Here is a 25,676-nt window from a genome sequence, read left to right on the forward strand (position 1 = left end):
GCGAAGAGCTCGCTGCCCGTAGTTCCGATGGCGACCTGACGCTGCTGGTCGTCGACGGTGATGCTGATCTGGTTTTCGGGCAAGGGATGGTCCTCTCCTGGGTTTTCGACGGGGTGCCATACGGAGGACACCACGCGGCCACAGGTCATTCTACGGCAGGTGCACGGGTTAATCGGTGGCGATGTCGATCACCAGGCGCGCCGGGTCATCCAAGGTGAAGACTCGGTAGGCTCGCTCGGTGTCGAGTCCGATGTAGTAACTGGAGGCGGCCTCGAAGGGTAGGTGCGTGGTGACCCCGGTGACGACACTGGTGTTGAGCTCGGTCACGGTGTAGCCATTGGGCAGGGCGACGTCGGTGTCGATCTCCTCGTGCCCGGCGAGTCCGACCGGGTGCACGGCCAGGTAGGCGGGTGCGTCCTGGTCGGCGGGGTGGCCGGAGCCGGGGGCCAGTGCCTCGGTGGTGTATTCGGCGAGGAATCCGGGGTGGCCGCTGCCGGCGTGATCAATGACGACACGGTCGAAGCCGTCGTGGGCGGAGGCGCGCACCCCGGTGGGGAACCACCCGGTGCTGGTGGTGTCGGTGTCCGGGAAGTTGTCGGTGCTCTGCTCACCGGTGGTGAAATCGTCGCCGTCGGGGTCGGTGTCCGTTTCGGTGGCGTCCGGAGCGGCCGAAGTGGTCTCCTCCGTGGTCTCGGAGGGGCTCGGGGCTGCGGTGTCTTCGGTGGTAGGGCTGGCCGTGGCCGACGCGGTGGCCTCGGAGGTGCTGGGGGTCGACTCCTCGGGGTCGTCTGCCCCGGTGCAGGCGCTCAGGGCCAGGGCGGCGGCGGCCAACAGCGCGGTTGCGGCGGTGCGGCTGCGGGTGGGCTGCCACGAGCGGTTCGGGGTGTGCGTCGTCATGTCTCCAGAGTATCCGGTGTGGGCAACATCTCCCAGGTGTCGGGGTGCGGAACGGGGATGGCGGGCAGGCTGCCGCGTTTGACGGGCCAGGAGCCAGTGGCGTGATGGGGAACGTCGTCGGGGGCATGGGCGCGGTCCCGACGCAGCCAAGCGGTCCACTGGTCCCGGGTGGAGTTGAGGTAGTCGGGGTCGGGCAACGTGTGTGGCTGGTGCAGATCCCAGGCACGGATGGCCTGGACGCTGACCGCTCGGGTTCCGGTACGGCGGGTGGTGCCTTCGATGAGCATCAGTCGTGCTGAGAACAGCATTTCCCCGCTCTGATGCTGAGCTTCGGTGAAGAAGGAGGTGTCTACGACCCCGGTGCCATCGTCCACGGAGATGAAGACCACGCGTTTGCCGCTGCGCATCGGCGGGGTCTGGGTGGCCACGCGTACCCCGGCGATCAGCACGCGGGTCTGGCTGCGCAGGGAAAGTAACTGCTCGGCCGGGGTGACGCCGAGAGCGTGTAAATAGGGCTCGTGCGAGTGCATCAGGTGCCCGGTGATGTCCATGGCGGTGAGATCCAGTTCGGAGCGCACCTGCTCGGCCACGGTGGGGTCCGGGAACAACGGGGCCAGTGCGGTGAGTTCGGTATCCGGTAGCTCGAAGCTCAGCTGACCTTCAATGGGCCGGGTGCGCGGTGCGCTGGAGCGCTGATGCGTGAGCTGCAGATGATGCACCAGGTCGGTGCGCGAGGCCCCGCCCGCGGGCAGCAGCCCATCGAGGGCACCCAGTTCGGCCAGCCGCTCCAGGTTGCGTCGACTGGGACGGGCACGGTCACGAATATCGGCCAGGCTGGTGTAAGGCTGTCCGGCCACCACTCGCTGGCGTTCGGCCTCGCTGAGCCCGGAGACGGTGGTCAAGGACAGGCGGATGCCCCACCGGCCGCTCTGCTCGATCTCGGGGTGGGCAGGCACCCATTCCATACGCATCTGCTGGGTGGAGCGGTTGATGTCGACCGGTAGCACCGGGATGCCCAGCCGGCGGGCTTCGGCGACCATGAGTCGTCGCGGGTACATCCCCGGGTCGTGCTCCAGAATCCCGGCGAAGAACGCCTCCGGGTGGTGGGTTTTCAACCAGGCCGAATGGTAGGTGGGCACAGCGAAGGCCGCCCCGTGGGCCTTGCAGAACCCGAAGGATCCGAACGCCTGCAACGTGCTCCAGACCGCGTCGATGACGTCCAGCGGGTAGTCACGCTTCAGAGCCTCGGAGCGGAAGAACTCCTCGACCTGGTGCTCGCCGGAGGAACCGATGGCGCGGCGGAACTCATCGGCGCGGGCCAGCCCGCACCCGGTCATGGTGTCGAAGGTGCGCAAGACCTGTTCGTGGAAGACGGTCACCCCGTGAGTTTCTTCCAGCACCGGGCGCAAATCCGGGTGCGGGTAGTGGGCGACGTCGTCGCCGTGCCGGTAATCGAGGAAGGGCCGCACCATATCGGATTTCATCGGTCCGGGACGGAACAGGGAGATGTCGATAATCAGGTCGTTAAACTCGGTGGGGCCCAGCTTGCCCAGCAGCTCCCGCTGCCCCGGAGATTCGATCTGGAAGCAGCCCAGCGTGTGGGTGGTACGGATCATCTCGAAGGTGGGTTCGTCGTCGAGTCGCACCTGCTCTAAGTCGATGCTCTCCCCCGTGGTGCGCTCAATTTCTTGGATCGTGTAGGCGATGGTCGACTGCATGCGCACCCCCAGCACGTCGAGCTTGAGCAGCCCCATGGGGTCCATGTCGTGCTTATCGAACTGGCTCATCGGCAGCCCGATGCCGGAGGGTTGCACCGGGGTGCGGTCCAGCAGCGTCTGGTCGCTGAGGATCACCCCACAGGGGTGCATGGAAATATGCCGGGGCAACCGGTCCAGGCGCTCGGTGAGGTCTACCAACAAGTCCAGTTGCGCTTCCCCCTGGGCGCGCTGTTGCTGCAGCCGGTCGGAGAATCCCCGCAGCTCCGGCATGCGCTCCATGGCCTCGCGGAAGCTGGAGGCAGAGAACCGCCACAGCTGTTTGGCGATCTCGTCCACTCGCTCGGATTCTAGGCCCAGGGCCAACCCGGCGTCGCGGACGGCGCCACGGGCCCGGTAGCCGTTCTGCATGCTCATCAGGCTGGTGCGCTCGGTGCCGAAGCGTGCGAAGATCGCGTCGTAGACCTCGTGGCGCCGGGCGGATTCCACGTCGATATCAATATCCGGCAGGGTGGAACGGTCTTGGGAGAGGAAACGCTCGAAGATCAGGTCGTGCTCGATCGGGTCCACCGCGGAGATTCGGAGTAGGTGGTTCACCAAGGAGGATGCCCCCGAGCCGCGGGCTGCCACGCGGACGTTCATCTGCTCGATCATGGAGACCACCTCGGCCACGGTGAGGAAATAGCTGGAGAACCCTAGCTTCTGGATGATCCCCAGCTCATGGTCCAGGCGCCCCAGCACGGAAGCCTCCGCGGGGGTGCCGGGGCCGAGGTATGGGTAGCGCTGCCCCATCCCGGCCAGACAGCGTTCGCGCAGTTCCCGGTACGAGTGCTGCTCCAGCCCGATCACGGAGGCCTCCGGCACGCGGGGTTGCCCCCAACCAATATCGCCGGCCGGGTCGATACGGCAGGCCTCAGCGGTGGCGTGCGTGTCGTCCAGCAGTCGTTGAATCTCGTGCGCCCCGTAGCCGGCGTCGTGCACAATCTCGCGGGCCAGTAGGTGCATCGTCTCCGTGGATTTCAGCCACCCTTGGCCGTTAGGCTGCATATCGGCCACGGTGTCGAGGGAACTCAGCGCCCGGACCGCGTCCAGCACATCGGCGGTGGCCGCGCCATCGGGGCTGGCGTAGCGCACCGCATTGGTGAGCACGGCGGGCAGTTCCAGTTCCCGGGCGACCCGGAACATTTTGGCGGCGTGCGCGGCAGAGAGTCGCTGACCGGGGGCGGCCAGGTGGCTCACCACTTCCACCCGCACCCCGCCTAAGGGCAGTGCCTTGCGCCAATGCTTGAGCCGGGTGCGTCCGGCCGCGTAGCGCCGAGATCCCAGCATCCGGCCCACATCAGAATCCGGGCCGATCAGCACGAGCAACCGGGGTGCACCGGGGTCCGGCGCCATGTGCTCGGCCAGCTCGGTCAGGCTCACCCAGGGGCTGCCGCCGGCGGCACCGCCCCGGGTGTGGGCGTGGGCGGCGGAAATCAGTCGAACCAGGGCGTGATAGCCGGCCCCGCCGTCGTGGCCTCGGGCGAGCACCACCACCCGTCCGGCACTCTGTTCTTCGTTCCAGCGCACCGCCACATTCACCCCGACAATCGGGGAGATTCCGGAGGCCAGGCATGCACTCAAGTGTTTGGCCATGCCGTAAAGCCCGTCCCGATCCGTGCACGCCAGCGTCTGGGCACCCTGCGCTGCGGCAGCCTCGACCAGTTCCTGCGGCCAGGACACCCCGTAGTGTGCGGAGAAGGCGCTGGAGACATGCAGGTGCGGGAACGGGGTTGACGCTGTGGCTGGGCTCATGCCGTCTCCCGCAGGGTCAGGGCGCCCGCATCGTGGACGCGGATCAGCCGCCAACGTCCGGAATCCAGGTGGTGGGCGACGTCGATGGTCAGCAGCGGCGCCGTGCGGGCTCGGCTCAGCCGCACCTGCAATCGCCAGACCTCGTGATCGACCAGCCCGGCACCGCGGCCGCGCTCGGCCCGGTACTCCTCGGCCCACCAGCGGCGGCGCTCGTACCAGCGCCGCGGCGGTGCGGCCACCGTGTAACTGCGCCCCTGCACTTCCACGTGCAACGGCATGCCCGTGGTGGTGCAGCTGACGGCGACCGACTGTGTGAACATTCCCATGATGTGTACCCCTCTATGCCGTGATTCCCCTAGACGCAGGCAGCGTCAGGGGTGGCGGTGGGAAGTGTGATCGTTGGGAAGGCCGATCGTCCCCTCCAGTCTAAGGGAACATGCGTACCCCCGCCAGTCGACGAATCTAGAACTAGGGTGTGACACGATAAGTCCGCCCCGTAGACTGGCCAGCATGAGCGAACCGCGTGAGACGACAGACACCCCAGATACCTCAACCGCCCCCGATGCCATCACCACCCTGCTCGACGCCGCCCGCATCACCGCGGTGTTGCCCGGGCCTCACGGCCGGATTCTGGCCACCGTCCAACAACTCAACGGCAAGGGCACCGACTATGTGACCCAGCTCCACGAGCTCACCGCCGACGAAATGGCGTCTCCGGGGACCAGCGTGCAACTGACCCGCTCCGATGAATCCGTCTCTGCGGTCTCCCCCCTCACCACCGAGGATTCCGACGGGCGCGTCTACTTCCTCTCGTCCCGCCCCGCTGCAGAGACCGATCCGAACGCCACCGAGCACTCCCCCGGCGCATCTCTCTGGGTGTTGCCCGGCCGCGGCGAGGCACAGCGTCTGCTCACCCGCCCCTGGGGATTCAACGACCTCCGCGCCTCCGAGCGCCATCTCGTCACCACGTTCCGCGTGCACAGTCAGGCCGAGAACGATTCCCAGCACGCCGAGCTGGTGGAACAGCGCACCACGGCCTCGGTCAGCGGCATCCTGCACACCACCTACCCCTCGCGCTACTGGGATCATGATCTGCCCGCCGGACGCACCGTCTTGGGAGTAGCCGAGCTACCCGCCACCGCGGACCAGGCACCCGAATTCCGGTGGGTCGCGCTGCCACAGGGCCGGCTGCTGGACTGGGACCTCAGCCGCGATGGCTCGTTCGTCGTCGCTACCCTGCAGCAGAACACCGCTGCCAGTGTGGATGCGACCGTGGCTGTGCGCATCGACCTACCCTCAGGGGAGACCACCGAGCTGATCCGTTCCACCCCCGAGACCTCCGTCAGCACCGGGCAGATCAGTCCGGATGGCACCCGCGTGGTGCTGCACCGTCACCAGCGCTGGACGCCGCAGCAGAACCTGCAGGCCAGCACCCATCTGTTCTCCCTCGACAAGCAGAACGCACAGAACGAGACCCGGCTGTGGCCCGAGCTCGACCGCTGGGTCGACCCCATCTGGGTCACCAACCGGCAGCTGGCCGCCACCAGCGATGATCTGGGAGCCGGTGCCATCTGGTACGGCGCCGACGACGATGCTGCGCCGCAGCGGATGACTCCTCAGGTCGACACCTACACCGACACCCCCAACACGTTGGTGACCGCCCGGCATTACTCCGGACTGACCACCCTGCCGCGCACGGATGCGACGCTCGACGACACCAACACCACCCCCATCCGCCTGTATGCCCTGGCCGATGCCATCACGCAGGCCCCGGAGCCAATCGTGCTCACACTAGCGACCGACACCGCCGAGATCCTGCCGCTGGCCCACCCTGGAACCCCGCTGCGCTCCCCCGGTCAGTTGCGTTCCGTCACCGCCACTGCCGAAGACGGCACCGAACTGCGTGCCTGGCTGGTCACCCCCGAGGGCCCCGGCCCGCACCCACTCGCGGTGCTGGTGCACGGTGGACCCTGGGGCTCCTGGAACGCCTGGACCTACCGCTGGAACCCGGGCGCCTTCGTCGAGGCCGGCTACGCGGTGCTGCTGCCGGACCCGGCGATCTCCACCGGCTACGGCCAGTCAATGATCGACCGCGGCCAGCAGCAACTCGGTGGCACCCCCTACACCGACATTCTGGCCCTCACCGACGCTGCTCTCCTCCGCCCGGAAATCGACGAGAGCCGCACAGCCCTTGCAGGTGGCTCCTACGGCGGGTACATGGCGAACTGGATGGCCGGCCACACCGAAGACCGGTTCCGTTGCATCGTTACCCACGCCTCGCTCTGGGACACCACCTCGATGGGCCGCACCACCGACAATGCCGAGTGGGACCGGGCCATGGCGGAACAGTCAGCCGAGTTCTCGCCACATCTCTACGCCGAGCAGATCCAGGTGCCCCTGCTCGTCATCCACGGCAACCAGGACCACCGCGTCCCGATCGGTCAGGCACTGGAGCTCTGGCATGCCCTGCACACCCGGACCCCGCAGTTGCTCGACGACGACGGCGCCACCGTCCACCGTTATCTCTATTACCCGGATGAGGGGCACTGGATCCTCAAGCGCGGCAATGCCGAGTCCTGGTACCGCACCGTACTGGACTTCCTCGACGTCCACGTCCGCGGCGAAACGTCTACCCCGCCGGCCACACTAGGCTGAAGCCGTGGACGAGACGCGACGGGGGAACACCCACCGGGGCAACACCCACAGCAGCACCAGAATCCCGAGTAGCTCCACCAGAGACTGGAACACGACCGCCACGGCTGCTACCTCGGCCCCTGCCGGTAGCGCCAGGGCCACCGGCAGCACCACGAAGGAGTTGCGGGTGGCCAGGGTCATCGTCAGGGTGATCCCCTGCTCGCGAGGCACCCGCGTCAGTCGCGCGAGCACCCAGGCCACCAGCACAGCCAACACCAGGTAGCCCAGCGCCACCGCCGCGATCCCGGGGAGGCTCCCGGCCGCGTCCAGCACAATCCATGCCTGCGACGCCGCCACCAGGAACAACACGACGGCCAACAACGGCACCGGGGCCACTTCCGCACGGGCGCGCACCCGGGCCAGCGCCGGGCGGCGCTGGGCGCACCAGGCCACAGTCGCGCCCAACAGCATCGACCCCAGAATCAGCACGGCAGCCCCAGCCAGGACGCCCGTCGCCGGATTCGCTTCACCGCTACCTGGAATCTCCGGGGCAAACAGCCACAGATACACCGGGATCAGCACCAATTGCGCCATCAGGTTCACCGGGATCAGCGCCGAAGCGGCCGCAGTGTCACCGCCGCTGACATGGGTGAAGGTCATGAACCAGTCGGTGCACGGCGCCACCAGCACCAACAGCAAACCGAAGCGCAGCACCGGATCCTCCGGCCCCAGGTGCACCAGCGCCACGGCGATCAGCGGCATCACGACTGCATTGCCCGCCAGCGCGGCCAGCAGAAAGCGCGGCCGGGCCAGCACACCGGGGAGCTGCGACCACGGGGTCAAGAAGAACACCACGAGTAGCAACACCGCCAGGACCGGCCACACCAGCACCTCAACGAACGGTCCGACGCCCGGTGCCAGCAGACCAACCGCCAGTCCCAGCATCACCGCGCCGAGATACCACCACACTTGGTGACGCTCGACCGACGACGGTGCGCTCATCGAACCCGCGGCGCTCAGCGAACTCACGGCAGCAGCGACTCCTGGGGGTCGCCAGCCACCGGTTCCAGCAATTCGGGACCGTTGTTGCGCACATTACCCACCGCCGGACCCACCTCGTCCAGCCGCCAACCACCAGCCACCGCAAATGCCCGCTCACGCACCCGCTGCACCAGTGCCTCGGCTTCGTCCGCCGAATCCAGCTTCTCCGGGTTCAACCACGCCTCCATCATCTCCGGTCCCATCGGCAGCGGCAGCCGGTCATGCAGCCGCCCCAGCTCCCCCAGTACGCCGTCTTGTTCAGCGTCGTCCGGGGAGGCCCCGGTGAGGATCGTCGTCGACAACACCCAGGCGGGCTCCCCCGTTGCTTCCGCTTCCGGGTCCTTCCACCATTCATACAGTCCGGCGAAGAACATCACGGAGTCGTCTTCCGGGTGCACATAAAAAGGTCGCTTCCGCTGGCTTCCCGAGCCCTTCGTTGGTTTCAGCCATTCGTAATAGCCATCCACGGGCACCGCACACCGCCGGGCCCGCACCGCGGAACGGAAGCTCGGCTTGGTCACCACCGTCTCGGAACGGGCATTAAAGGTCCGCGAGGAGAACGACGGATCCTTCGCCCATCCGGGCAACAATCCCCAGCGAGCTCGGTGCAACTCACGCTGTGGGGTCTCCTCCACCAGGCGTTCCAGCACCACGGCCACATCCGCGGTCGGTGCCACGTTGTAGCTCTCCCGCAGTTCGAAATCCGCTTCCGGGGGCACGGCACCGGCCTGCGCAACCAGGTCGCCCACCGCTCTCGCCATCACAAACCGTCCACACATGGGCCCAGTATGTCAGCACCGGCCCGCCGCAAACACCTCCTGACCAAGACGTAACCTTTGTCACACACGGTCATCGGCGAATGTCCCATTCCCGCTACGCCACTCGGTGTGATGAGATGAAGAGGAACTATGACGGCCACACCGTCAACAGTCCCCCACCAAGGAGGCCCAACCATGTCTCAAACCGTTAAAGGGGTCATCTCCCGCGGCAAGGACCAGCCCGTGGAGATCACCACCATCGTCATCCCCGATCCAGGACCGGGCGAGGCCGTCGTCGACATCTCGACCTGCGGCGTCTGCCACACCGATCTGCACTACGTTCAGGGCGGCATCGGTGACGAGTACCCCTACCTGCTGGGCCACGAGGCCACCGGCATCGTCTCCGCGGTCGGCGACGGCGTCACCGAGGTTGCCGTGGGTGACAAGGTCATTCTCAACTGGCGCGCCGTCTGCGGCGAGTGCCGCGCGTGCCGCAAGGGCGAACCAAAGTACTGCTTCAACACCCACAACGCCACCCAGAAGATGACCCTGGAAGACGGCACCGAGCTGTCTCCAGCCCTGGGGATCGGCGCCTTTGCCGAGAAGACGCTGGTCGCCGCCGGTCAGTGCACCAAGGTCGAGGGCGTCTCCGATGACCAGGATGCTGCCGTGGGCCTGCTCGGCTGCGGCATCATGGCCGGCATTGGCGCGGCCATCAACACCGGCGAGGTCAAGCGCGGCGAGTCCGTGGCCGTCATCGGTTGCGGCGGTGTCGGTACCGCGGCCATCGCGGGAGCGAAGCTGGCCGGGGCCACCACGATCATCGCCGTCGACATCGACCCCCGCAAGTTGGAGAAGGCACTGGAGCTGGGTGCCACCCACACCGTGAACTCCAAAGAGACCGACGCCGTTGAAGCCGTTCAGGCGCTTACGGGCGGTTTTGGTGCCGACGTCGTCATCGACGCCGTCGGCCGCCCGGAGACCTACAAGCAGGCGTTCTACGCCCGCGATCTCGCCGGTCGTGTGGTGCTCGTCGGCGTGCCCACCCCGGAGATGACCCTGGAACTGCCGCTGCTGGATGTGTTCGGCCGCGGCGGATCGCTGAAGTCCTCCTGGTACGGCGATTGCTTGCCTTCCCACGACTTCCAGATGCTCGTGGATCAGTACCGACTGGGTCGACTGGATCTCGACGCGTTCGTCACCGAGACCATCAGCCTGGACGAGATCGACGCCGCATTCGAGAAGATGCACTCCGGTGAGGTGCTGCGTTCGGTGGTGGTGCTCTGATGGCTCGCATCGATCATTTGGTGACCTCCGGCACCTTCTCCCTCGACGGCGGCACCTGGGAGGTGGACAACAACGTGTGGATCGTCGGCGACGACGAACGCTGCGTGGTCATCGACCCGGCGCATGACGCCCAGGCGGTCAAGGACGCCGTCGGCGGTCGCACCGTGGAAGCCATCCTGCTGACCCACGGCCACGACGACCACATCCGCGCCGTTAAGGAGTTCCGCGGACTCGTCGACGCCCCGGTGCTATTGCACCCGGACGATCGGATGCTCTGGGATGCGGTTTATCCAGAGGACGCCCCGGACGGGCAGATCAACGACGGCGACGAGTTCCAGATCGCCGGCGTGACCCTGCACGCCCTGCACACCCCCGGGCACTCCCCCGGTTCGGTCTGCTTCCACGCTCCCGAGCTGGAAGAGGGCGTGGTCTTCACCGGCGACACCCTGTTCCAGGGCGGACCGGGAGCGACCGGCCGTTCCTACTCGAGCTTCGAAACGATCATCGAGTCCATCCAGAACCGGTTGCTCACCCTGCCGCCCACCACCTCGGTGCGCACCGGCCACGGTGACGCCACCACCATCGGGGACGAGGCGCCTCACCTGCAGGAGTGGATCGACCGCGGCCACTAGGCCGTACTCGATACGACACCACGGTGGCCCGGTTTCGACCGGGCCACCGTGTGTTTAACCGCTGCACCTCCCGAACCTCAGGGCACGGGTCGCACCGTCTGCAGCTGCTCGGAACGGCCGAAGAAGCCGCGCTCGTCGTACAGTTCAGCCGAGTTGATGCCGAGACCCTCGGAACCGACGACGGTCGACGTCGCCAATCCTAGCCACGCGCCCACCGGCTCGCGCACCAGGTGCAGCGTGAGGTCCACGTTCGGGAAAACGTAGCCGCCCTTGCCGGCGGGTAGCACAGGTGCCACACCATTGGCCGTATCGGCCAAGGCCATCAGGCTCGCCAATGAGCTGGTAGTCTCGCCCTCGATCAGCTCGACCCCGCTGGCGATCCAGCCGCGACCGTGTCCGGCAGCGTGGTCATGCGCAACACGGGTCTGCACACTGGCGATAAAGCCACCAGGCCACTGCTGAAGCCGATCGTCGGCGACACATTCCTCGACCGGTGTGAGGTTGGACGGCGACGGCAGGATCGCTTCGGGGTCCAGTTTCTGGCACTGCAGACGCCAGGCTCGGGCGCGCAGCACGGTGCGTCCGCCGGATTCCAGGGTGGACTCGACCAGCTCGATGGTCCGACCCGGGCGAATCGTCCGGGTAGTCACCTTCTGTTTGCCTTCGTGGAGCTTGCCGAGGATGTCGAAGCTCAGCCGTCCCGTGACGAAGTCGTCCCGCTTTTCGTGCGCCTCGAGCTCAGCCACCACCAGCCCGGAGACCGGCGCCATGTGTAACTCGTCCTCCTGCCAGGTGCCCTGGGCGTGCCGGGTGGATTCGAAGAGGCTGACCCGCGTCGCCGTTTCTGACGTGTGGGTGTCGGCAGGAGCAGTCCGCCGGAAGTAAGCCGTGTCATCTGTCATGAGCTCATCTTGTCAAAGCCCTGTCGCAGATGTCACATCGTTCACACCTTACGGCCTGCGACACATCGAAAACGACGCAGGAAAAAGGCGCTGGACCTGCAGCATTCTGCAGGTCCAGCGCCTGTCCCACACCCTTGCGGGCGTCAGACTAGATCAAGGCTTAGAAGTCCCAGTCGTCGTCTTCGGTGTTCTCTGCCTTGCCGATCACGTAGGAGGATCCTGACCCGGAGAAGAAGTCATGATTCTCGTCGGCGTTCGGGCTCAGAGAAGACAGGATGGCCGGGTTCACGTTGGTCACCGTGTCCGGGAACATGGCTTCGTAGCCGAGGTTCATCAGCGCCTTGTTGGCGTTGTAGTGCAGGAACTTCTTGACGTCCTCCGCCAGGCCCAGGCGGTCGTAGATGTCATGGGTGTACTGCACTTCGTTTTCGTAGAGCTCGTACATGAGCGTGAAGGTGAAGTCCTTCAGCTCATCGCGACGCTGCTGCGATTCGGTTTCCAGGTTCCGCTGGTACTTGTAACCGATGTAGTAGCCGTGCACCGCTTCGTCACGAATGATCAGACGGATCAGGTCTGCGGTGTTGGTTAGACGGGCCTGCGAGGATAGGTACATCGGCCAGTAGAAGCCCGAGTAGAACAAGAACGATTCCAGCATCACGGAGGCGATCTTGCGCTGCTGCGGATCGTCGCCCTCGTAGTACTTGACGATTTCCCGTGCCTTGGTCTGCAGTTCCTTGTTCTCGCGGGACCACCGGAAGGCTTCGTCGATCTGCTTAGTCGAGGCCAGAGTCGAGAAGATCGACGAGTAAGACTTAGCGTGCACCGATTCCATGAAGGAGATGTTGGTGTACACGGCTTCCTCGTGCTGGTTCAGCGCGTCCGGAATCAGGGAGATGGCGCCGATGGTGCCCTGGATGGTGTCCAGCATTGTCAAGCCGGTAAACACCTTCATGGTGACGTCGCGTTCGTCATCGGTGAAGTTGGACCACGCCTGCAGGTCGTTGGACAGTGGCACCTTCTCGGGCAGCCAGAAGTTGGAGGTCAGGCGCTGCCAGACTTCCAGGTCCTTCTCGTCCTCGATGCGGTTCCAGTTGATGGCGTTGAACTGTTCGAATGGGTTGTTCTGGGCCTCGTCAGCCATGAGCTTCAGCGTCCTTCGTGCGACGTCGGTCAGTGATGTGTGGTTGGTCATTGCAGACAGCATGCCGCCTCCGAACAGTGGAGGCGGCATGCCGTCGTCACAACGTTAGAGCATGCAGGAAACGCAACCCTCGACTTCGGTGCCTTCCAGGGCCATCTGACGGATGCGGATGTAGTACATCGTCTTGATGCCCTTGCGCCAGGCGTAAATCTGAGCCTTGTTCAGATCACGAGTCGTGGCGGTGTCCTTGAAGAACAGCGTCAGCGACAAACCCTGGTCCACGTGCTGCGTAGCGGCAGCGTAGGTATCGATGATCTTCTCGTAGCCGATTTCGTAGGCGTCGTCGTAGTACTCGAGATTCTCATTGGTCAGGTAAGGAGCTGGATAGTAGACACGGCCCAGCTTGCCTTCCTTTCGGATCTCGATCTTCGACGCCACCGGGTGAATCGAGGAGGTGGAGTTATTGATGTAGGAGATGGAGCCCGTCGGCGGGACAGCCTGCAGGTTCTGGTTGTAGATACCGTGCTTCATCACGGATTCCTTCAGTGCCCGCCAGTCATCCTGAGTGGGGATCTCCACCTCGGCCTCGGCGAACAGCTGCGCCACGCGCTCGGTGGCCGGCTTCCATTCCTGCTCGGTGTACTTATCGAAAAACTCCCCCGAGGCGTACTGGGAATCCTCGAATCCTCCGAATTTCTCGCCGGTCTCCTGAGCGATCAGGTTCGAGGCACGGATCGCGTGGTACACGACAGAGTAGAAGTACATGTTCGTGAAGTCGATGCCCTCTTCGGAGCCGTAGTGAACGTGCTCGCGTGCCAGGTACCCGTGCAGGTTCATCTGGCCCAGGCCGATCGCGTGGGAGGAAGCGTTCCCCTTGGCGATGGAGGGAACTGAGACGATATCGGACATGTTCGACACTGCGGTGAGCGCACGGATGGCAGTCTCGATGGACTGGCCAAAGTTGCCCGAATCCATGGTCTTCGCGATGTTCATGGAGCCCAGGTTGCAGGAGATGTCCTTGCCCACGTGATCGTAGTTCAGATCATCACTGAAGGTGGAGGCGTCGGAGACTTGCAGGATTTCGGAGCACAAGTTCGACATCGAGATGCGACCCTTGATCGGGTTGGCCCGGTTCACGGTGTCCTCGAACACGATGTAGGGGTAGCCGGACTCAAACTGGATCTCAGCGAGAGTCTGGAAGAATTCGCGGGCGCTGATCTTGGTCTTCTTGATGCGGGCGTCATCGACCATCTCGTAGTACTTCTCGGTCACCGAAATCTCGGTGAAAGCCTTGCCGTAAACGCGCTCAACGTCGTACGGGCTGAAGAGGTACATATCCTCGTTGCGCTTGGCCAGCTCGAAGGTGATGTCGGGGATGACCACACCCAGTGAGAGGGTCTTGATGCGGATCTTCTCGTCCGCGTTCTCGCGCTTGGTGTCCAGGAACCGGTAGATGTCCGGGTGGTGAGCGTTCAGGTACACCGCGCCGGCACCCTGACGGGCACCGAGCTGGTTGGCGTAGGAGAAGGAGTCTTCCAGAAGCTTCATCACCGGCACGACGCCGGAGGACTGGTTCTCGATCTGCTTGATCGGTGCACCGTGCTCACGCAGGTTAGTCAGGGACAGCGCCACACCGCCGCCGCGCTTGGACAGCTGCAGGGAGGAGTTAATACCGCGTGCGATCGACTCCATGTTGTCCTCGACGCGCAGCAGGAAGCAGGACACAAGCTCGCCGCGCTGCTTCTTGCCCGAGTTCAGGAAGGTCGGAGTCGCCGGCTGGAAGCGGCCCAAGATGATCTCGTCCACCAGATTGGTTGCCAGGGTCTCGTCGCCCTGTGCCAGGTGGAGTGCGACCATGAAGACACGGTCCTCGTAGCGTTCCAGGTAACGCTGGCCGTCGAAGGTCTTCAGCGCATAAGAAGTGTAGAACTTGAAGGCACCCAGGAACGAGGGGAAACGGAACTTGTGTGCGTAGGCGCGCTTCTGCAACTGGTGCAGGAACTCCTGTGAGTACTGCGCCAGGGTCTCGGCCTCGTAGTAGTCGTTGTCGACCAGGTACTTCAGCTTCTCGTCCAGGTCGTGAAAGAAGACCGTGTTGTTGTTGACGTGCTGCAGGAAGTACTGACGTGCGGCCGCGTGATCTGCTTCGAACTGGATCTCGCCATTGGGGCCGTAGAGGTTCAGCATGGCGTTGAGCTCGTGATAGCCGAGGTTCTGCCATGCCTGCGGTAGCTGCTTCGCTGACTGAATCAGTTCCTGTTCAGTGAGTGCTGTTGCCAAAATTGTTCCAATCCTTCGCGAACGCGGTCCACATCTCCAGCGGTGCCCATGAGTTCGAATTTGTATAAGACCGGGACCTGGCATTTTCTAGAGACAATGTCCCCTGCCAGGCAGTAAGCCTCGTAAAAATTTGTGTTGCCCGAAGCGATAACGCCTCGGATCATCTCGCGGTTCCTCGCTACGTTGAGGAACTTGATGACTTGTTTTGGGACCGCCCCCTGACCGTTTCCGCCCCCATACGTGGGAAGCAACAAGACGAAGGGTTCCTGGGCGATCAACGTCGGCTCCCGCGTCTTCAGCGGTAGTCTCGCAGTTTCGTCGGTATCTAGATTCAGTTTGCTAACGAATCGATGGGTGTACTCAGAAACTGACGAGAAGTAAATGAGTCGGGCGTGAGTTTCCTGGAGAACTTGTCCTTCCGGATTCTTCACCATCGATCCGTCAATGACCGAGGTGGTCATGATGGATCCCCTCCTCGGAATGGATCAGGCGACGGAGCTAGCGGCGGTCTCGGCTAGAGCGGCGATCTTGTCCGGGCGGAAGCCCGACCAGTGGTCCGAGTCGGTCATAACGACGGGGGCCTGCATGTAGCCCATCGCCCGCACGCGCTCCAGGGCGTCAGCATCCTGAGACATGTCCACGACGCTGTAGGTGATTCCCTGCTTGTCGAGGGCACGAGCGGTCGCGTTGCACTGGACGCAGGCTGGCTTGCTGTAAACGGTGACGGCCATGATGACTACTCCTGGAATCGTTGATGTGTTTCGAAAGGGCCCGACAGGTGTTGACATCCACGAGTGGAAGTGGCCAACAGAACCCTCAAGCTCTTGTGAAGACCTTTCGGAGTTAATACTACATCTAGGGAAGCAGATCGCAAGCGACCACTAGATGATGTGCTTACATCGATGTGATTTGCCGGACCGGTTTCCACAGTACGTGTGGATGAACACCGTCTTAACGGGCACCTGAGAAGCGCGAGAACACGCGGTTCCAGCCCTTCGATCAAACAGTCGTCCACAACCTGTGGAGCCGCTCAACCAGCAGGTGTGCACGAGAAAATTGATTCTGCGCTGGGCGTGTCTGACCCATATATCGACTTTCACCCCCTTTGGATTGACCCGGTTCGACCATCTTCCTCGTAAGTACGGACACGATAAACTTGACCGCCAAGGTGAGCCTTACCTTGCCTCTACACTGGGGCTACTACTTCGTGTATCTCTCCCAACGACGAAAGCGCAGGACACCGTGACAACAGTGGCTTCGGCGGAGCCTGCAACGCCCGCCATCGGGCCGCCGGCGGAGCGTTGGAGACGTCGACGTGTCGTTGGCTTCTTCGTGCTCGTGGTCGGTTGCCTGATCGCCGCAGCTGCAAGCATCGCTGTCGGAGCGAATATGCACAGCCTCTCCGCCACCTGGCAGGGCCTGGTAGAGCCTTCCTCCTCCGAGATATCCACCATCGTCTGGTCGTCTCGTGCCCCGCGCACCATCTTGGCTGCCGTCGCTGGCGCCGCATTCGGTGTGGCAGGTGCGCTCACCCAAGCGCTCACACGCAATCCTCTAGCCGATCCCGGGATCTTGGGCGTCAACGCCGGCGCAACGTTCACCGTGTCTCTGGGTGTGGGGATCTTCGGGGTTACCGCCGTCTCAGACTACATCTGGTTCGCTTTGATTGGAGCCGCAGGCGCGACCATGTTCGTCTACTTCATCGGTGCCGTGGGCCAGGGAACCGCGAATCCTGTCACCCTGGTGTTGGCCGGTGTCGCTCTGGGCGCAGTGCTCGGTGGATTCAGCACGTTCCTCAGCTTGCTCAACCCGGATACCTTCCGCTCTGTTCGCGCCTGGGGTGTAGGTTCGGTAGCCCGGGCCGATATGCCCGACATCGTCCACATACTGCCGTTTATTGTGGTGGGCCTGGTGCTGGCGCTCTCCCTGACTGGCTCACTCAACTCCTTAGCGTTGGGCGACGACCTCGCAGCCTCCCTCGGTGTGAAAGTCGGCACGGTGCGGGCTTTGGGAGTTTTGGCAGTGACGCTTCTTGCTGGCGCCGCCACCGCCCTCACCGGTGGGCTCGCCTTCGTCGGCTTGATGGTTCCCCATATCGTCCGGTGGTTCACCGGTCCGGATCAACGCTGGATCTTGGCGTATTCCATTCTCGCCGCCCCGGTACTGGTGCTCTTGGCTGACGTCATCGGACGCGTGATCGCACCGCCCCAGGAAATTCAGGTCGGCATCCTCACCGCAGTGATCGGCGCACCGGTGCTGATTGCGCTGGTACGTCGCAGAAAGGCGAGCGGACTATGAGCATCGATTTCGGATACAAAGCCGCATCGCTGAACAACCCGCTGGCCTCCGGTCGCTACCCCGTACGCTCGCTAGTCGTATCCGCGGTGCTCTTCGCCGCGGGAGCTGCCTTGGCGCTGATCTCCGTAACGCTGGGCGACTACCCGCTCACCCTGCACGAAGTCACGGCCACCCTGATGGGTCATGGGGCGAGCTTCCACGAGACGATCGTCATGAAGTGGCGTCTCCCCGTGGCCTTGTCTGCCGTACTCTTCGGTGCACTGTTGGGCTTCGGCGGCGCGATCTTCCAGTCGCTGACCCGTAACCCACTGGGTTCCCCGGATGTGATCGGTTTTGACGCCGGCTCTTACACCGCCGTCGTGATCGCCGTTCTCGTCGTCGGACAGCGCAGCTACTGGACTATGGCCAGCGCTTCGATCGTGGGCGGGTTGCTCACCGCATTCGTGGTGTACCTACTGGCTTATCGCAAAGGAATCCAAGGATTCCGGCTGATCATCGTCGGCATCGGTGTGGCCGCTGTGCTCGGATCGCTCAATTCCTACCTGATTACCCGAGCGAACGTGGAAGACGCCATGGTGGTGGGCTTCTGGGGCGCCGGATCACTCAACAGGGTGCACTGGGAGTCTTTGGTTCCCACCGCGCTGATTGCCCTCGTCGTGGTCCTCGGTATTGCCCTCGTGTCGCCCTCCTTGCAGCGACTGGAACTCGGCGATGACGCGGCCACCACTCTCGGCACCCGACCCAACGTTGCTCGACTCGTATTGTTGGTGCTCGGTGTCGCCACGACGGCGATCGTCACGGCAGCGGCCGGACCGATTGGATTCATCGCCCTCGTCGCACCACAACTTGCCCGCCGACTCACACGTGTCCCCGGCGCGGGGCTTTTGCCCGCTGCCGCCATGGGGGCCGCATTGCTCGGCTTCGCCCACATCGTCTCTCTACTGCTGAGCATGTACGTGGCTTCCGTCCCGGTGGGGCTGGTGACCGTCTCTGTGGGCGGCATCTACCTCATCTGGCTGCTCGTGCGTGAATCTCGCCGTCAGTTCGGCCCGGCCGTCTGACCGAAACTTGTTGGAAGGAACCCAGAACATCATGACCGAGAAGAGCGGACGCCTCGTCGTCGAGGACGCCACGCTGGCCTATGACCAGCGGGTGATTAGCCGGAATCTTTCCACACACATTCCCGACGGCGCATTTACCGCCATCATCGGCCCCAACGGTTGTGGCAAGTCAACGCTGCTGCGCGCGCTCGCCCGCGTCCTGCGGCCCACCGCCGGCACCGTCTGCCTGGATGGTAAAGCCATCCATTCTTACCCGTCCAAGCAGGTCGCCAGAGAGTTGGGGCTACTCCCCCAGACGTCCCTGGCGCCCGATGGCATTCGGGTGGCCGATCTCGTGGCCCGTGGGCGTGCCCCGTATCAGTCCATGATCCAGCAGTGGCGGCCCTCCGACCGTGAGGCCGTGGCGGAAGCGTTATCGGCCACCCGGTTGGAAGACCTCTCCGCCCGCATGGTCGACGAACTCTCTGGCGGTCAGCGGCAACGTGCTTGGGTGGCTATGTTGTTGGCCCAGCAGACCCCCATCATGCTGCTCGATGAGCCGACCACTTACCTCGACATCTCCCATCAGTACGAGTTGCTCGAGCTCCTGCGTGGATTCCATGTCCAGGGCAAGACGGTCATCACCGTTCTTCACGACCTGAACCAGGCGGCCCGCTACGCGAACCATCTCATCGTGATGAAATCTGGCGAGGTGGTGGCCACCGGTCGACCGGGTGAGGTCATCACCGAGACCATGATGCATGACGTCTTTGGTCTGGCCTGCCGCGTGGTTCCCGACCCAGTCACCCAGACACCGATGGTGGTCCCGCTGGATCCACGCAGCGTCGGACTCGAACCGCAGCCCGATGCAACGGGAGCCTAGAACGGTCCGCGCTGACGGGTTAGACCACCTGGAGCAGGCGGTCCAATAGTTGCAGCACCCCGTGATCGGTGTTGGCGGGAATGACGTAGTCGGCGTGGGCGGCCAGATCTGGGTGCGCGTTGGCCACCACACAGGCAACCCCTGCTACCTCAAGAAGCTCGACGTCATTCATAAAGTCGCCGATGGCCAGCACCTCGGACGAGTTCAGTCCTTGAATATCCATGAGCTCTTGGAGTCCACGACCCTTATTGGTGTCGATGTTCATCACATCCACCCAATGCGGCGCCGAATGCACCGTGCGGCAAGCGTCCCCAGACACCGCGCGCAGTTCGTCCGTCATTTCAGCAGCCGCATTGCCCACGTACACCGCCACCTTCATCACATCGGTGGTGACGTCTTTCACATCGGGGACCACCGTGAAGTGTCGGTAGTACGGCATGGCCGCGGCTTGGTGATGAGCCTCAGTCGACTCCATGTACGCCATGTCGCTGCCACAGACCATGACCGCGGCATCGGTGCCCTCAGTCTGCAGCTCACGAACACGGTCAATGAGCTGGTCGACGGCGCTCTGGTCGAGCGTGTGCCGAAACACCACCTCGCCATCCGCCTCAACGATGGCCCCGTTCTCAGCAACGAATGAAAGACCCGATGCCGGGCTAAATAGGTGCTGCAGGGTTGCCAACTGCCGCCCCGAGGACGGCACGAACTTGATGCCCTTCTCGTGAAGCGCCCGAGCCAGGACCCAGAAAGGCCCAGGAACGGAGCCGTCTTCCTCGAGCAGGGTGCCATCCATGTCGCAGGCGACCAACCGCACCGGGGCCAACACCGCAGAATCCTGCAGCAGCGCGGTCCATGGGCGAGGCGAATGTACCTGGTCAGTTTCTATCGAAGTAGTCATCACTTCCAGCATCTCACCTCCGCTCGAATCAAACACCCCGATGACCTCCCGCCCGCTAGCGGTCGACACCGCATAGGATGGTGCAGAATCTCATGTCGACCCAGAGAGAATCAGCATGCCCCACCCTATCGGCTTCGATCGACAGCGCTACATCACCCTGCAATCCGAGCACATCTCGCAGCGTCGCGCCGAGATCGGCGGCCGACTGTACTTGGAGTTGGGCGGCAAACTCTTCGACGACATGCACGCCTCGCGTGTCTTGCCCGGATTTACACCCGACAACAAGATCGCCATGCTGGAGCGCCTCCGAGACGAAGTGGAGATCTTGGTCTGTCTGAACGCCAAGGACCTCCAGCGGCAGAAGGTCCGCGCAGATCTCGGCATCACCTACGAAGACGACGTCCTACGTCTCATTGATGTTTTTCGCGAACGTGGATTCCTCGTTGAGCACGTCATCATCACCCAGCTAGAAGATGACAATCAGATCGCCCACACGTTCCGCCGCAAACTCGAACGCATCGGACTCACCGTGGCGCAGCACCGGGTGATCCCCGGCTATCCGGCGGATTCCGATCGGATCATTTCCGACGACGGCTTCGGCCTCAATGAGCACGCACACGTCACCCGGGATCTGGTCGTCGTCACCGCCCCCGGACCCGGCTCCGGCAAACTCGCCACATGCCTCTCTCAGGTCTACCACGATCACCAGAACGGCATCCGCGCCGGCTACGCCAAGTTCGAGACCTTCCCGATCTGGGACCTCCCACTGGATCATCCGGTCAATCTGGCCTATGAAGCAGCCACGGCCGATCTGGATGACATCAACGTCATCGACCCCTACCACCTGGCCGCTTACGAGAAACAGGTCACGAGCTACAACCGTGACGTCGAAGTTTTCCCACTGCTGCGCTCCATGTTGGAGAAGCTCTACGGTTCCTCGCCCTACCAGTCCCCCACCGACATGGGAGTGAATCTGGTCGGTGCCTGCATTTCCGACGACGACGTCTGTCGCGAAGCCTCGCGCCAGGAAATCATCCGCCGCTACTTCAAGGCACTCGTGGACGAACGACGCGATAATCTCGACCACGAAGTGTCGTCGCGCATCCGTGTGGTCATGACCAAGGTGGGCGCCGAACCCGAAGACCGCGCAGTGGTCCAACCGGCGCGTGCGGTCGCAGAGACCACGGAGGCCCCCGGATCGGCAGTGGAACTTGCTGATGGAACTATCATCACGGGTAAGACCTCGGAGCTACTCGGTTGTTCCGCTGCCATGCTTCTGAATGCGTTGAAGCATTTGGCCGGCATCGACGACCATGTGCATTTGCTCTCCCCGAGCTCAATCGAGCCGATTCAGACGCTGAAGACCAACCACCTCGGTTCCCGGAATCCGCGCCTGCATACCGACGAGGTGCTTATCGCTCTGTCTGTGGAAGCTGCGTCCTCGGAGCAGGCACGTGCCGCCCTTGATCAGCTGCAAAACCTGCAGGACTGTGAAGTGCACACCACGACCATCCTGGGCACCGTGGATGAGGGCATCTTCCGCAACCTCGGAATGTTGGTCACCTCGGATGCCGTCTATCAGCGCAAACAGCTCTATCACAAGCGCTGATGTAGCCCTCGGGCTTCGCCCCAACGACAAAGGCCTCGCTCTGTGAGCGAGGCCTTTGATTTCCTTGAGTGGAGGTAAGGGTGTGTGATCTCAACACATCGTTCACCCATGTCCTGAGACATCCTTCGCTATCCAGGACCACTCAATCGGAGGCTTGGAAGCACCTAGAGATCCTTCACCTAATGTCCACAGACATCGTTCGCCACCCAGTCGGCGGCAGAAGCCCTACAACTACATGCACAGCCCGAGGCGACAACCAGGCACAGTCACCGCAGGCACACCCGCACACGTCCAAAGAACGCCCCGAGCGCAGCAGGGCAAGGCAACACGAACTGCCTGCCTCCTAAGCAGCAACATCGTGCCCCGTCGAAAATTCTGTGAACACGGTGAGCAACAAGAATCTCGCGCGGCACCCGCGTGGCCAGATACGCCGGCGTGAAAGCACTCCAGACTCGAAGCATCTTCGTCCTCGGAAAATCCGCGGGGCCAGCCAAAACGTAGCCAGAAAACACGAATGTCCTGGGACATCGTTTGCACGATGTCCCAGGACATTACATGAGTGGAGGTAAGGGGATTCGAACCCCTGACCTTCTCCATGCCATGGAGACGCGCTACCAACTGCGCCATACCCCCGAAGGTTTTTTCGCTTCCTTCCGGAAGCAACTCATCTAATATACACACTGAATCGAGCGTTGAGCAAATCGACTCTCAGACATTCTGTTCGACGAGTTCCCAACGCCCAAAATCGGCGCCGTTCTGCGTCAGAACGTGTGCGTGGCAATTGTCGAGACGTGACAATTCTGGGTACGTTTCATCCGAAAATCCAGCCAATTGTGCAGCTGCTGCGCGCAGCGCACTTCCGTGCCCAACCACCAGCAGGCTGCGAACTGATGACTGCATCGAAATCCACTCGGTCACGGCCGTGACTACTCTATGACCAGCTTGACGGGGAGTCTCACCGTTTACCGGGCCCGCGTCGCGGTTTGATGCACGCCAGTCACGAAAAATCTCGGGCCACTGCTCGCGAATCTGCGGGAAGGTCAGCCCCTCCCAATCCCCGCCGGCGGTTTCCATGAGGTCGTCCATGACGTGTCGTTCGATCGAGCGGTGCCCCACGACAGCGGAGGCGGTGTCGTATGCACGTTGCAGGGGTGAGACCAACGCAGCATCGAATTCGACATTCGTCCACCGGGCGGCCGCTTCGAGAGCCTGTCTCTGGCCAACTGCGTTCAGCGGAATGTCGCTGCGGCCCTGATACCGGTCTTCGAAATTCCAGTCAGTCTGGCCGTGCCGAAGCAAGACGAGCTTCATGCCGTATTGCCCTCGGTACCGCTCTCCGGAAGGTTGAGTTCGATCCGCGGGCTGTCGTTCCAGAGCCGGTCCAAGGCGTAGAGTGCCCGCTCTTCTTCGTGCTGGACGTGAACGACGAAGTGCCCAAAGTCCAGGAGCACCCAACGCCCGGCGTCGACGCCTTCTCGACGGATCGGCTTGAGATCTTCGTGGTCGCGCAGGGCATCTTCGATGGCCTCAACGACGGACTTCACCTGACGATCCGATTCGGCGGAGGCGAACATGAAGGCGTCGGTGATGCCGATCCGCTCGGCCACGTCGACGGCGGAGATATTCTCTGCGAGCTTGTCCGCGGCGGCGGCCGCCGCGATGATGAGTGATTGCCGGGTGGAGTCAGGAACGGTCACGAATCTCCTTGGTGCTGAAATGTATATTGAACGGAGCTGCCTGGTGGCTAGCGTGACATCAGAATCACTCCGATGATCAGGGTAATGATGCCGATGGCGAAAACGATCGCGGAGACCATCATGTAGGTCCGCTCACGCGACGTCCACTCACGGGTATCCAGTGGGTCGAGTCCGTGGGCCGTCTGCGCGCCAATGGGTTCGTTGCTTGGTGCCTCGGAACGCTCTGCGGTGGCCGAGGTACTGCGGGTCTGCTCGACGTCACTTCGACGGCGAGGGGCCGACGACGTGAGCTCAGGTTCCGGCGCAGGTTCTTCCGCGGGGGCTTCCTCGACAGGTGCCGGCACAGATTCCGGTGCTGGCTCCGAGGGAGCTTGGTCTCCAGCGGGTGCGAAATCGGCGTCGTCAAAGTTTTCCGACTCGTTCCGCTCCGCCAGGGCACGGGCACGTTCGGCCAGAGCCTGTTGCTCTCGCAGCAGTTCTGGATCAATGTCGTGCGGGTTCGACGCGCCGTGTTCCTGAATCTTCTGGTTCAGTGCCGCGGCTTCGCGGGCAATGGCTTCACGCTCGGCGTCAATCGAGTTCAGCATCCCGGTATCGGAGATGCCCATGGCGACCTTGAAGGACTGCGTCGAGGTCACCCCCGACTCGTCCCAGACCGGGGACGCCTCCATTGCGGAATCACTAGCCTGCGAATCTTCCTCGGCAGTCTCCCTCAATTCGGACTCGCCGGTCACGTCGTGACGACGGCGTTCCCGCAGTTCGCGTCGCGTCAATGGACGCTCGCCGGCAACCTGCCCATCGGCTGCTACAGGATCTGCCGCCGGTACCGGTTCTTCTTCGGCTGAGACGATCGGAATGGACGAGGTTGCCATGCGGGCATCTTTAGGATGACTGGTGACGCCGACATCAGCACGACGGGATCGACGTCGTGGGTGGTCAGCGCCAGCGATGACATTCTGCGATGCGGTAGTGGAGGGGGCATCGACCGGTGAATTGGCGGCGCGGCGCGCCCGTGACGACTCTGGCGCTTCCGTGGACTCCGGTTCCGATTCGACGAGCGGGGTGGTCCCCGTGTCTTCTGCCTGTTGCTCGCGACGGCGTCGGAGCTCTCGACGAGAAGGCAGAGCCTCGGAGTGGTCGGACGGGGTCACGGGTTCACCTCACTGCTACGGGACAGGGCGGCAGCCGGGGTGTGAAGAGTTTCAGGCCCCGATGCGCCGACTTCGCTAAGTTTCGGAGTATACAGGCCATACTTGCCGATATACTGAACGACCCCGTCGGGAACCAGGTACCACACGGGTTTCCCCGCCTCCACGCGCCGACGACAGTCGGTGGATGAGATGGCCATGGCAGGAATTTCCATCAGCGAAATGTCCGTCTTGCGCCCGAAGTCGTTGAGCTCGTGACCGGGGCGCGTCACGCCGACGAAATGTGCGAGATCCCAGATGCGGTCGACGTCCTTCCAGGTCATGATCTGTTCCATGGCGTCGGCGCCGGTGATGAAGAACAGTTCCGCGTCGGGTCGCAGCTGAGCGAGATCACGCAGCGTGTCCGCTGTGTAGGTGGGGCCTGGCCGATCAATATCCACACGGGAGACGGTGAATCTCGGGTTCGCGGCCGTGGCGATCACCGTCATCAAGTAGCGATGCTCAGCGGCCGAGACTTGCTGTCCGGATTTTTGCCAGGGTTCGCCGGTGGGGACGAAAACAACCTCGTCGAGGTCGAACTCGCTGGCAACTTCTGAGGCCGCGACGAGGTGTCCGTGATGGATCGGGTCGAAGGTTCCGCCCATGATGCCCAGGCGGAATCGCCGAGCTTCGGCGCGATCAGGTACGTCGCGATGTTTGGTAGCTGCGGCCACTGTGCTCGGTGCGTCGTTGTTCGACAGGTGGATGGCTCAGGCTCAGTGGCCCGAACCGTGCCCTGCAGACCCGCCGTGGTGTTCCACATCCGTGGAGGGGCTCTCGTGGCGCTGGGAGACCGAGCGCAGGGACAGGGTTGCCAGCAGCAGGAACATGAAGATCGCGAAGATCGCCACGCCGAAGACCCACGCGGGGAACGGCAGCTCGTTGACGATGTGGTGGCCGCCCTCGGCCAGAACGGTCATCAGATTCAGCATGATCGGTGATTCTCCCTCGAAATCGGTAAAAGCCATAGCCAGTCTACTGCA

General features: G+C 63.3%; 23 protein-coding genes and 1 tRNA gene. 7 read left to right on the top strand and 17 right to left on the bottom strand.

Going from position 1 to position 25,676, the window contains the following annotated elements; genetic code table 11:
• Nucleotides 1-168: 168 nt before the first annotated feature.
• The 3 genes from O1A05_RS11470 to O1A05_RS11480 are packed head-to-tail and all read right to left on the bottom strand — an operon-like array spanning nucleotide 169 to nucleotide 4,732.
• A complete protein-coding gene (locus O1A05_RS11470) occupies nucleotides 169-897 on the bottom strand; it encodes an AMIN-like domain-containing (lipo)protein (protein ID WP_270105341.1) in 729 nt (242 codons plus the stop codon).
• Entirely contained in the window at nucleotides 894-4,406 is a 3,513-nt protein-coding gene (locus O1A05_RS11475) for a DNA polymerase III subunit alpha (RefSeq protein ID WP_270105343.1), read from the bottom strand. The genes O1A05_RS11470 and O1A05_RS11475 overlap by 4 nt, the downstream gene beginning before the upstream one ends.
• Nucleotides 4,403-4,732 (bottom strand): DUF6504 family protein, encoded by a 330-nt coding sequence (locus O1A05_RS11480; RefSeq protein ID WP_270105345.1) that lies wholly within the window; start codon nucleotides 4,730-4,732, stop codon nucleotides 4,403-4,405. Before O1A05_RS11480 ends, O1A05_RS11475 begins: the two co-directional genes overlap by 4 nt.
• 184 nt (nucleotides 4,733-4,916) lie before the next feature.
• On the opposite strand from O1A05_RS11480, the gene O1A05_RS11485 reads away from it, so the two are divergent.
• On the top strand, nucleotides 4,917-7,061 hold the full coding sequence (locus O1A05_RS11485; protein ID WP_270105346.1) for an alpha/beta hydrolase family protein: 2,145 nt from the start codon (nucleotides 4,917-4,919) through the stop codon (nucleotides 7,059-7,061).
• Here the strand turns inward: O1A05_RS11485 and O1A05_RS11490 are convergent.
• Together O1A05_RS11490 and O1A05_RS11495 are read right to left on the bottom strand one after the other, a co-directional pair.
• On the bottom strand, nucleotides 7,053-8,069 hold the full coding sequence (locus tag O1A05_RS11490; protein WP_270105347.1) for an arsenic resistance protein: 1,017 nt from the start codon (nucleotides 8,067-8,069) through the stop codon (nucleotides 7,053-7,055). The genes O1A05_RS11485 and O1A05_RS11490 overlap by 9 nt on opposite strands.
• A complete protein-coding gene (locus O1A05_RS11495; RefSeq protein WP_270105348.1) occupies nucleotides 8,066-8,860 on the bottom strand; it encodes an SOS response-associated peptidase in 795 nt (264 codons plus the stop codon). Before O1A05_RS11495 ends, O1A05_RS11490 begins: the two co-directional genes overlap by 4 nt.
• A 174-nt stretch (nucleotides 8,861-9,034) precedes the next feature.
• Here O1A05_RS11495 and O1A05_RS11500 point away from each other — a divergent pair, with 174 nt between their 5' ends.
• Together O1A05_RS11500 and O1A05_RS11505 are read left to right on the top strand one after the other, a co-directional pair.
• A complete protein-coding gene (locus O1A05_RS11500; RefSeq protein ID WP_270105349.1) occupies nucleotides 9,035-10,126 on the top strand; it encodes an S-(hydroxymethyl)mycothiol dehydrogenase in 1,092 nt (363 codons plus the stop codon).
• Nucleotides 10,126-10,758, top strand: a complete 633-nt coding sequence (locus O1A05_RS11505) for an MBL fold metallo-hydrolase (protein ID WP_270105351.1) — start codon at nucleotides 10,126-10,128, stop codon at nucleotides 10,756-10,758. The genes O1A05_RS11500 and O1A05_RS11505 overlap by 1 nt, the downstream gene beginning before the upstream one ends.
• A gap of 77 nt (nucleotides 10,759-10,835) precedes the next feature.
• On the opposite strand, the gene O1A05_RS11510 is transcribed toward O1A05_RS11505, so the two are convergent.
• From O1A05_RS11510 to nrdH, 5 genes are all read right to left on the bottom strand, one after another.
• Nucleotides 10,836-11,660: a thioesterase family protein gene (locus tag O1A05_RS11510; protein WP_270105352.1), complete on the bottom strand. Its 825-nt coding sequence runs from the start codon at nucleotides 11,658-11,660 to the stop codon at nucleotides 10,836-10,838.
• A gap of 160 nt (nucleotides 11,661-11,820) precedes the next feature.
• Nucleotides 11,821-12,801: a class 1b ribonucleoside-diphosphate reductase subunit beta gene (gene nrdF / locus O1A05_RS11515; protein WP_270105353.1), complete on the bottom strand. Its 981-nt coding sequence runs from the start codon at nucleotides 12,799-12,801 to the stop codon at nucleotides 11,821-11,823.
• A gap of 105 nt (nucleotides 12,802-12,906) precedes the next feature.
• On the bottom strand, nucleotides 12,907-15,084 hold the full coding sequence (gene nrdE, locus O1A05_RS11520) for a class 1b ribonucleoside-diphosphate reductase subunit alpha (RefSeq protein WP_270107576.1): 2,178 nt from the start codon (nucleotides 15,082-15,084) through the stop codon (nucleotides 12,907-12,909).
• A complete protein-coding gene (gene nrdI, locus O1A05_RS11525; protein WP_270107577.1) occupies nucleotides 15,051-15,515 on the bottom strand; it encodes a class Ib ribonucleoside-diphosphate reductase assembly flavoprotein NrdI in 465 nt (154 codons plus the stop codon). The genes nrdE and nrdI overlap by 34 nt, the downstream gene beginning before the upstream one ends.
• 51 nt (nucleotides 15,516-15,566) lie before the next feature.
• Nucleotides 15,567-15,812: a glutaredoxin-like protein NrdH gene (gene nrdH, locus O1A05_RS11530; protein ID WP_270105354.1), complete on the bottom strand. Its 246-nt coding sequence runs from the start codon at nucleotides 15,810-15,812 to the stop codon at nucleotides 15,567-15,569.
• Between the two features lie 511 nt (nucleotides 15,813-16,323).
• Here nrdH and O1A05_RS11535 point away from each other — a divergent pair.
• The 3 genes from O1A05_RS11535 to O1A05_RS11545 are packed head-to-tail and all read left to right on the top strand — an operon-like array spanning nucleotide 16,324 to nucleotide 19,302.
• The gene (locus O1A05_RS11535; protein ID WP_270105355.1) at nucleotides 16,324-17,379 is read left to right on the top strand and encodes a FecCD family ABC transporter permease; all 1,056 of its coding nucleotides are present in this window, start codon (nucleotides 16,324-16,326) and stop codon (nucleotides 17,377-17,379) included.
• Nucleotides 17,376-18,440, top strand: coding sequence for a FecCD family ABC transporter permease (locus O1A05_RS11540; RefSeq protein WP_270105356.1), 1,065 nt, complete (start codon nucleotides 17,376-17,378; stop codon nucleotides 18,438-18,440). Before O1A05_RS11535 ends, O1A05_RS11540 begins: the two co-directional genes overlap by 4 nt.
• 31 nt (nucleotides 18,441-18,471) lie before the next feature.
• Nucleotides 18,472-19,302, top strand: coding sequence for an ABC transporter ATP-binding protein (locus O1A05_RS11545; protein WP_270105357.1), 831 nt, complete (start codon nucleotides 18,472-18,474; stop codon nucleotides 19,300-19,302).
• Between the two features lie 19 nt (nucleotides 19,303-19,321).
• Here the strand turns inward: O1A05_RS11545 and O1A05_RS11550 are convergent, their stop codons facing one another.
• The gene (locus tag O1A05_RS11550) at nucleotides 19,322-20,200 is read right to left on the bottom strand and encodes an HAD family hydrolase (protein ID WP_270105358.1); all 879 of its coding nucleotides are present in this window, start codon (nucleotides 20,198-20,200) and stop codon (nucleotides 19,322-19,324) included.
• Nucleotides 20,201-20,315: 115 nt separating this feature from the next.
• Here O1A05_RS11550 and O1A05_RS11555 point away from each other — a divergent pair, with 115 nt between their 5' ends.
• Entirely contained in the window at nucleotides 20,316-21,809 is a 1,494-nt protein-coding gene (locus O1A05_RS11555) for a DUF1846 domain-containing protein (RefSeq protein WP_270105359.1), read from the top strand.
• 560 nt (nucleotides 21,810-22,369) lie between these two features.
• On the opposite strand, the gene O1A05_RS11560 is transcribed toward O1A05_RS11555, so the two are convergent.
• The 6 genes from O1A05_RS11560 to O1A05_RS11585 form a co-directional block, all read right to left on the bottom strand.
• Nucleotides 22,370-22,442, bottom strand: a tRNA-Ala gene (locus O1A05_RS11560).
• Between the two features lie 75 nt (nucleotides 22,443-22,517).
• Nucleotides 22,518-23,120 (bottom strand): histidine phosphatase family protein, encoded by a 603-nt coding sequence (locus O1A05_RS11565; protein WP_270105360.1) that lies wholly within the window; start codon nucleotides 23,118-23,120, stop codon nucleotides 22,518-22,520.
• Nucleotides 23,117-23,506, bottom strand: coding sequence for a ribosome silencing factor (gene rsfS / locus O1A05_RS11570; protein ID WP_270105362.1), 390 nt, complete (start codon nucleotides 23,504-23,506; stop codon nucleotides 23,117-23,119). The genes O1A05_RS11565 and rsfS overlap by 4 nt, the downstream gene beginning before the upstream one ends.
• A 47-nt stretch (nucleotides 23,507-23,553) precedes the next feature.
• Nucleotides 23,554-24,657 (bottom strand): hypothetical protein, encoded by a 1,104-nt coding sequence (locus tag O1A05_RS11575; RefSeq protein WP_270105364.1) that lies wholly within the window; start codon nucleotides 24,655-24,657, stop codon nucleotides 23,554-23,556.
• On the bottom strand, nucleotides 24,654-25,298 hold the full coding sequence (gene nadD / locus O1A05_RS11580) for a nicotinate-nucleotide adenylyltransferase (RefSeq protein ID WP_270107578.1): 645 nt from the start codon (nucleotides 25,296-25,298) through the stop codon (nucleotides 24,654-24,656). Before nadD ends, O1A05_RS11575 begins: the two co-directional genes overlap by 4 nt.
• 111 nt (nucleotides 25,299-25,409) lie before the next feature.
• Nucleotides 25,410-25,661: a hypothetical protein gene (locus O1A05_RS11585; protein ID WP_270105366.1), complete on the bottom strand. Its 252-nt coding sequence runs from the start codon at nucleotides 25,659-25,661 to the stop codon at nucleotides 25,410-25,412.
• Nucleotides 25,662-25,676 lie beyond the last annotated feature (15 nt).

Source organism: Citricoccus sp. NR2 (assembly GCF_027594385.1).
In the GTDB taxonomy this organism is placed as follows: domain Bacteria; phylum Actinomycetota; class Actinomycetes; order Actinomycetales; family Micrococcaceae; genus CmP2.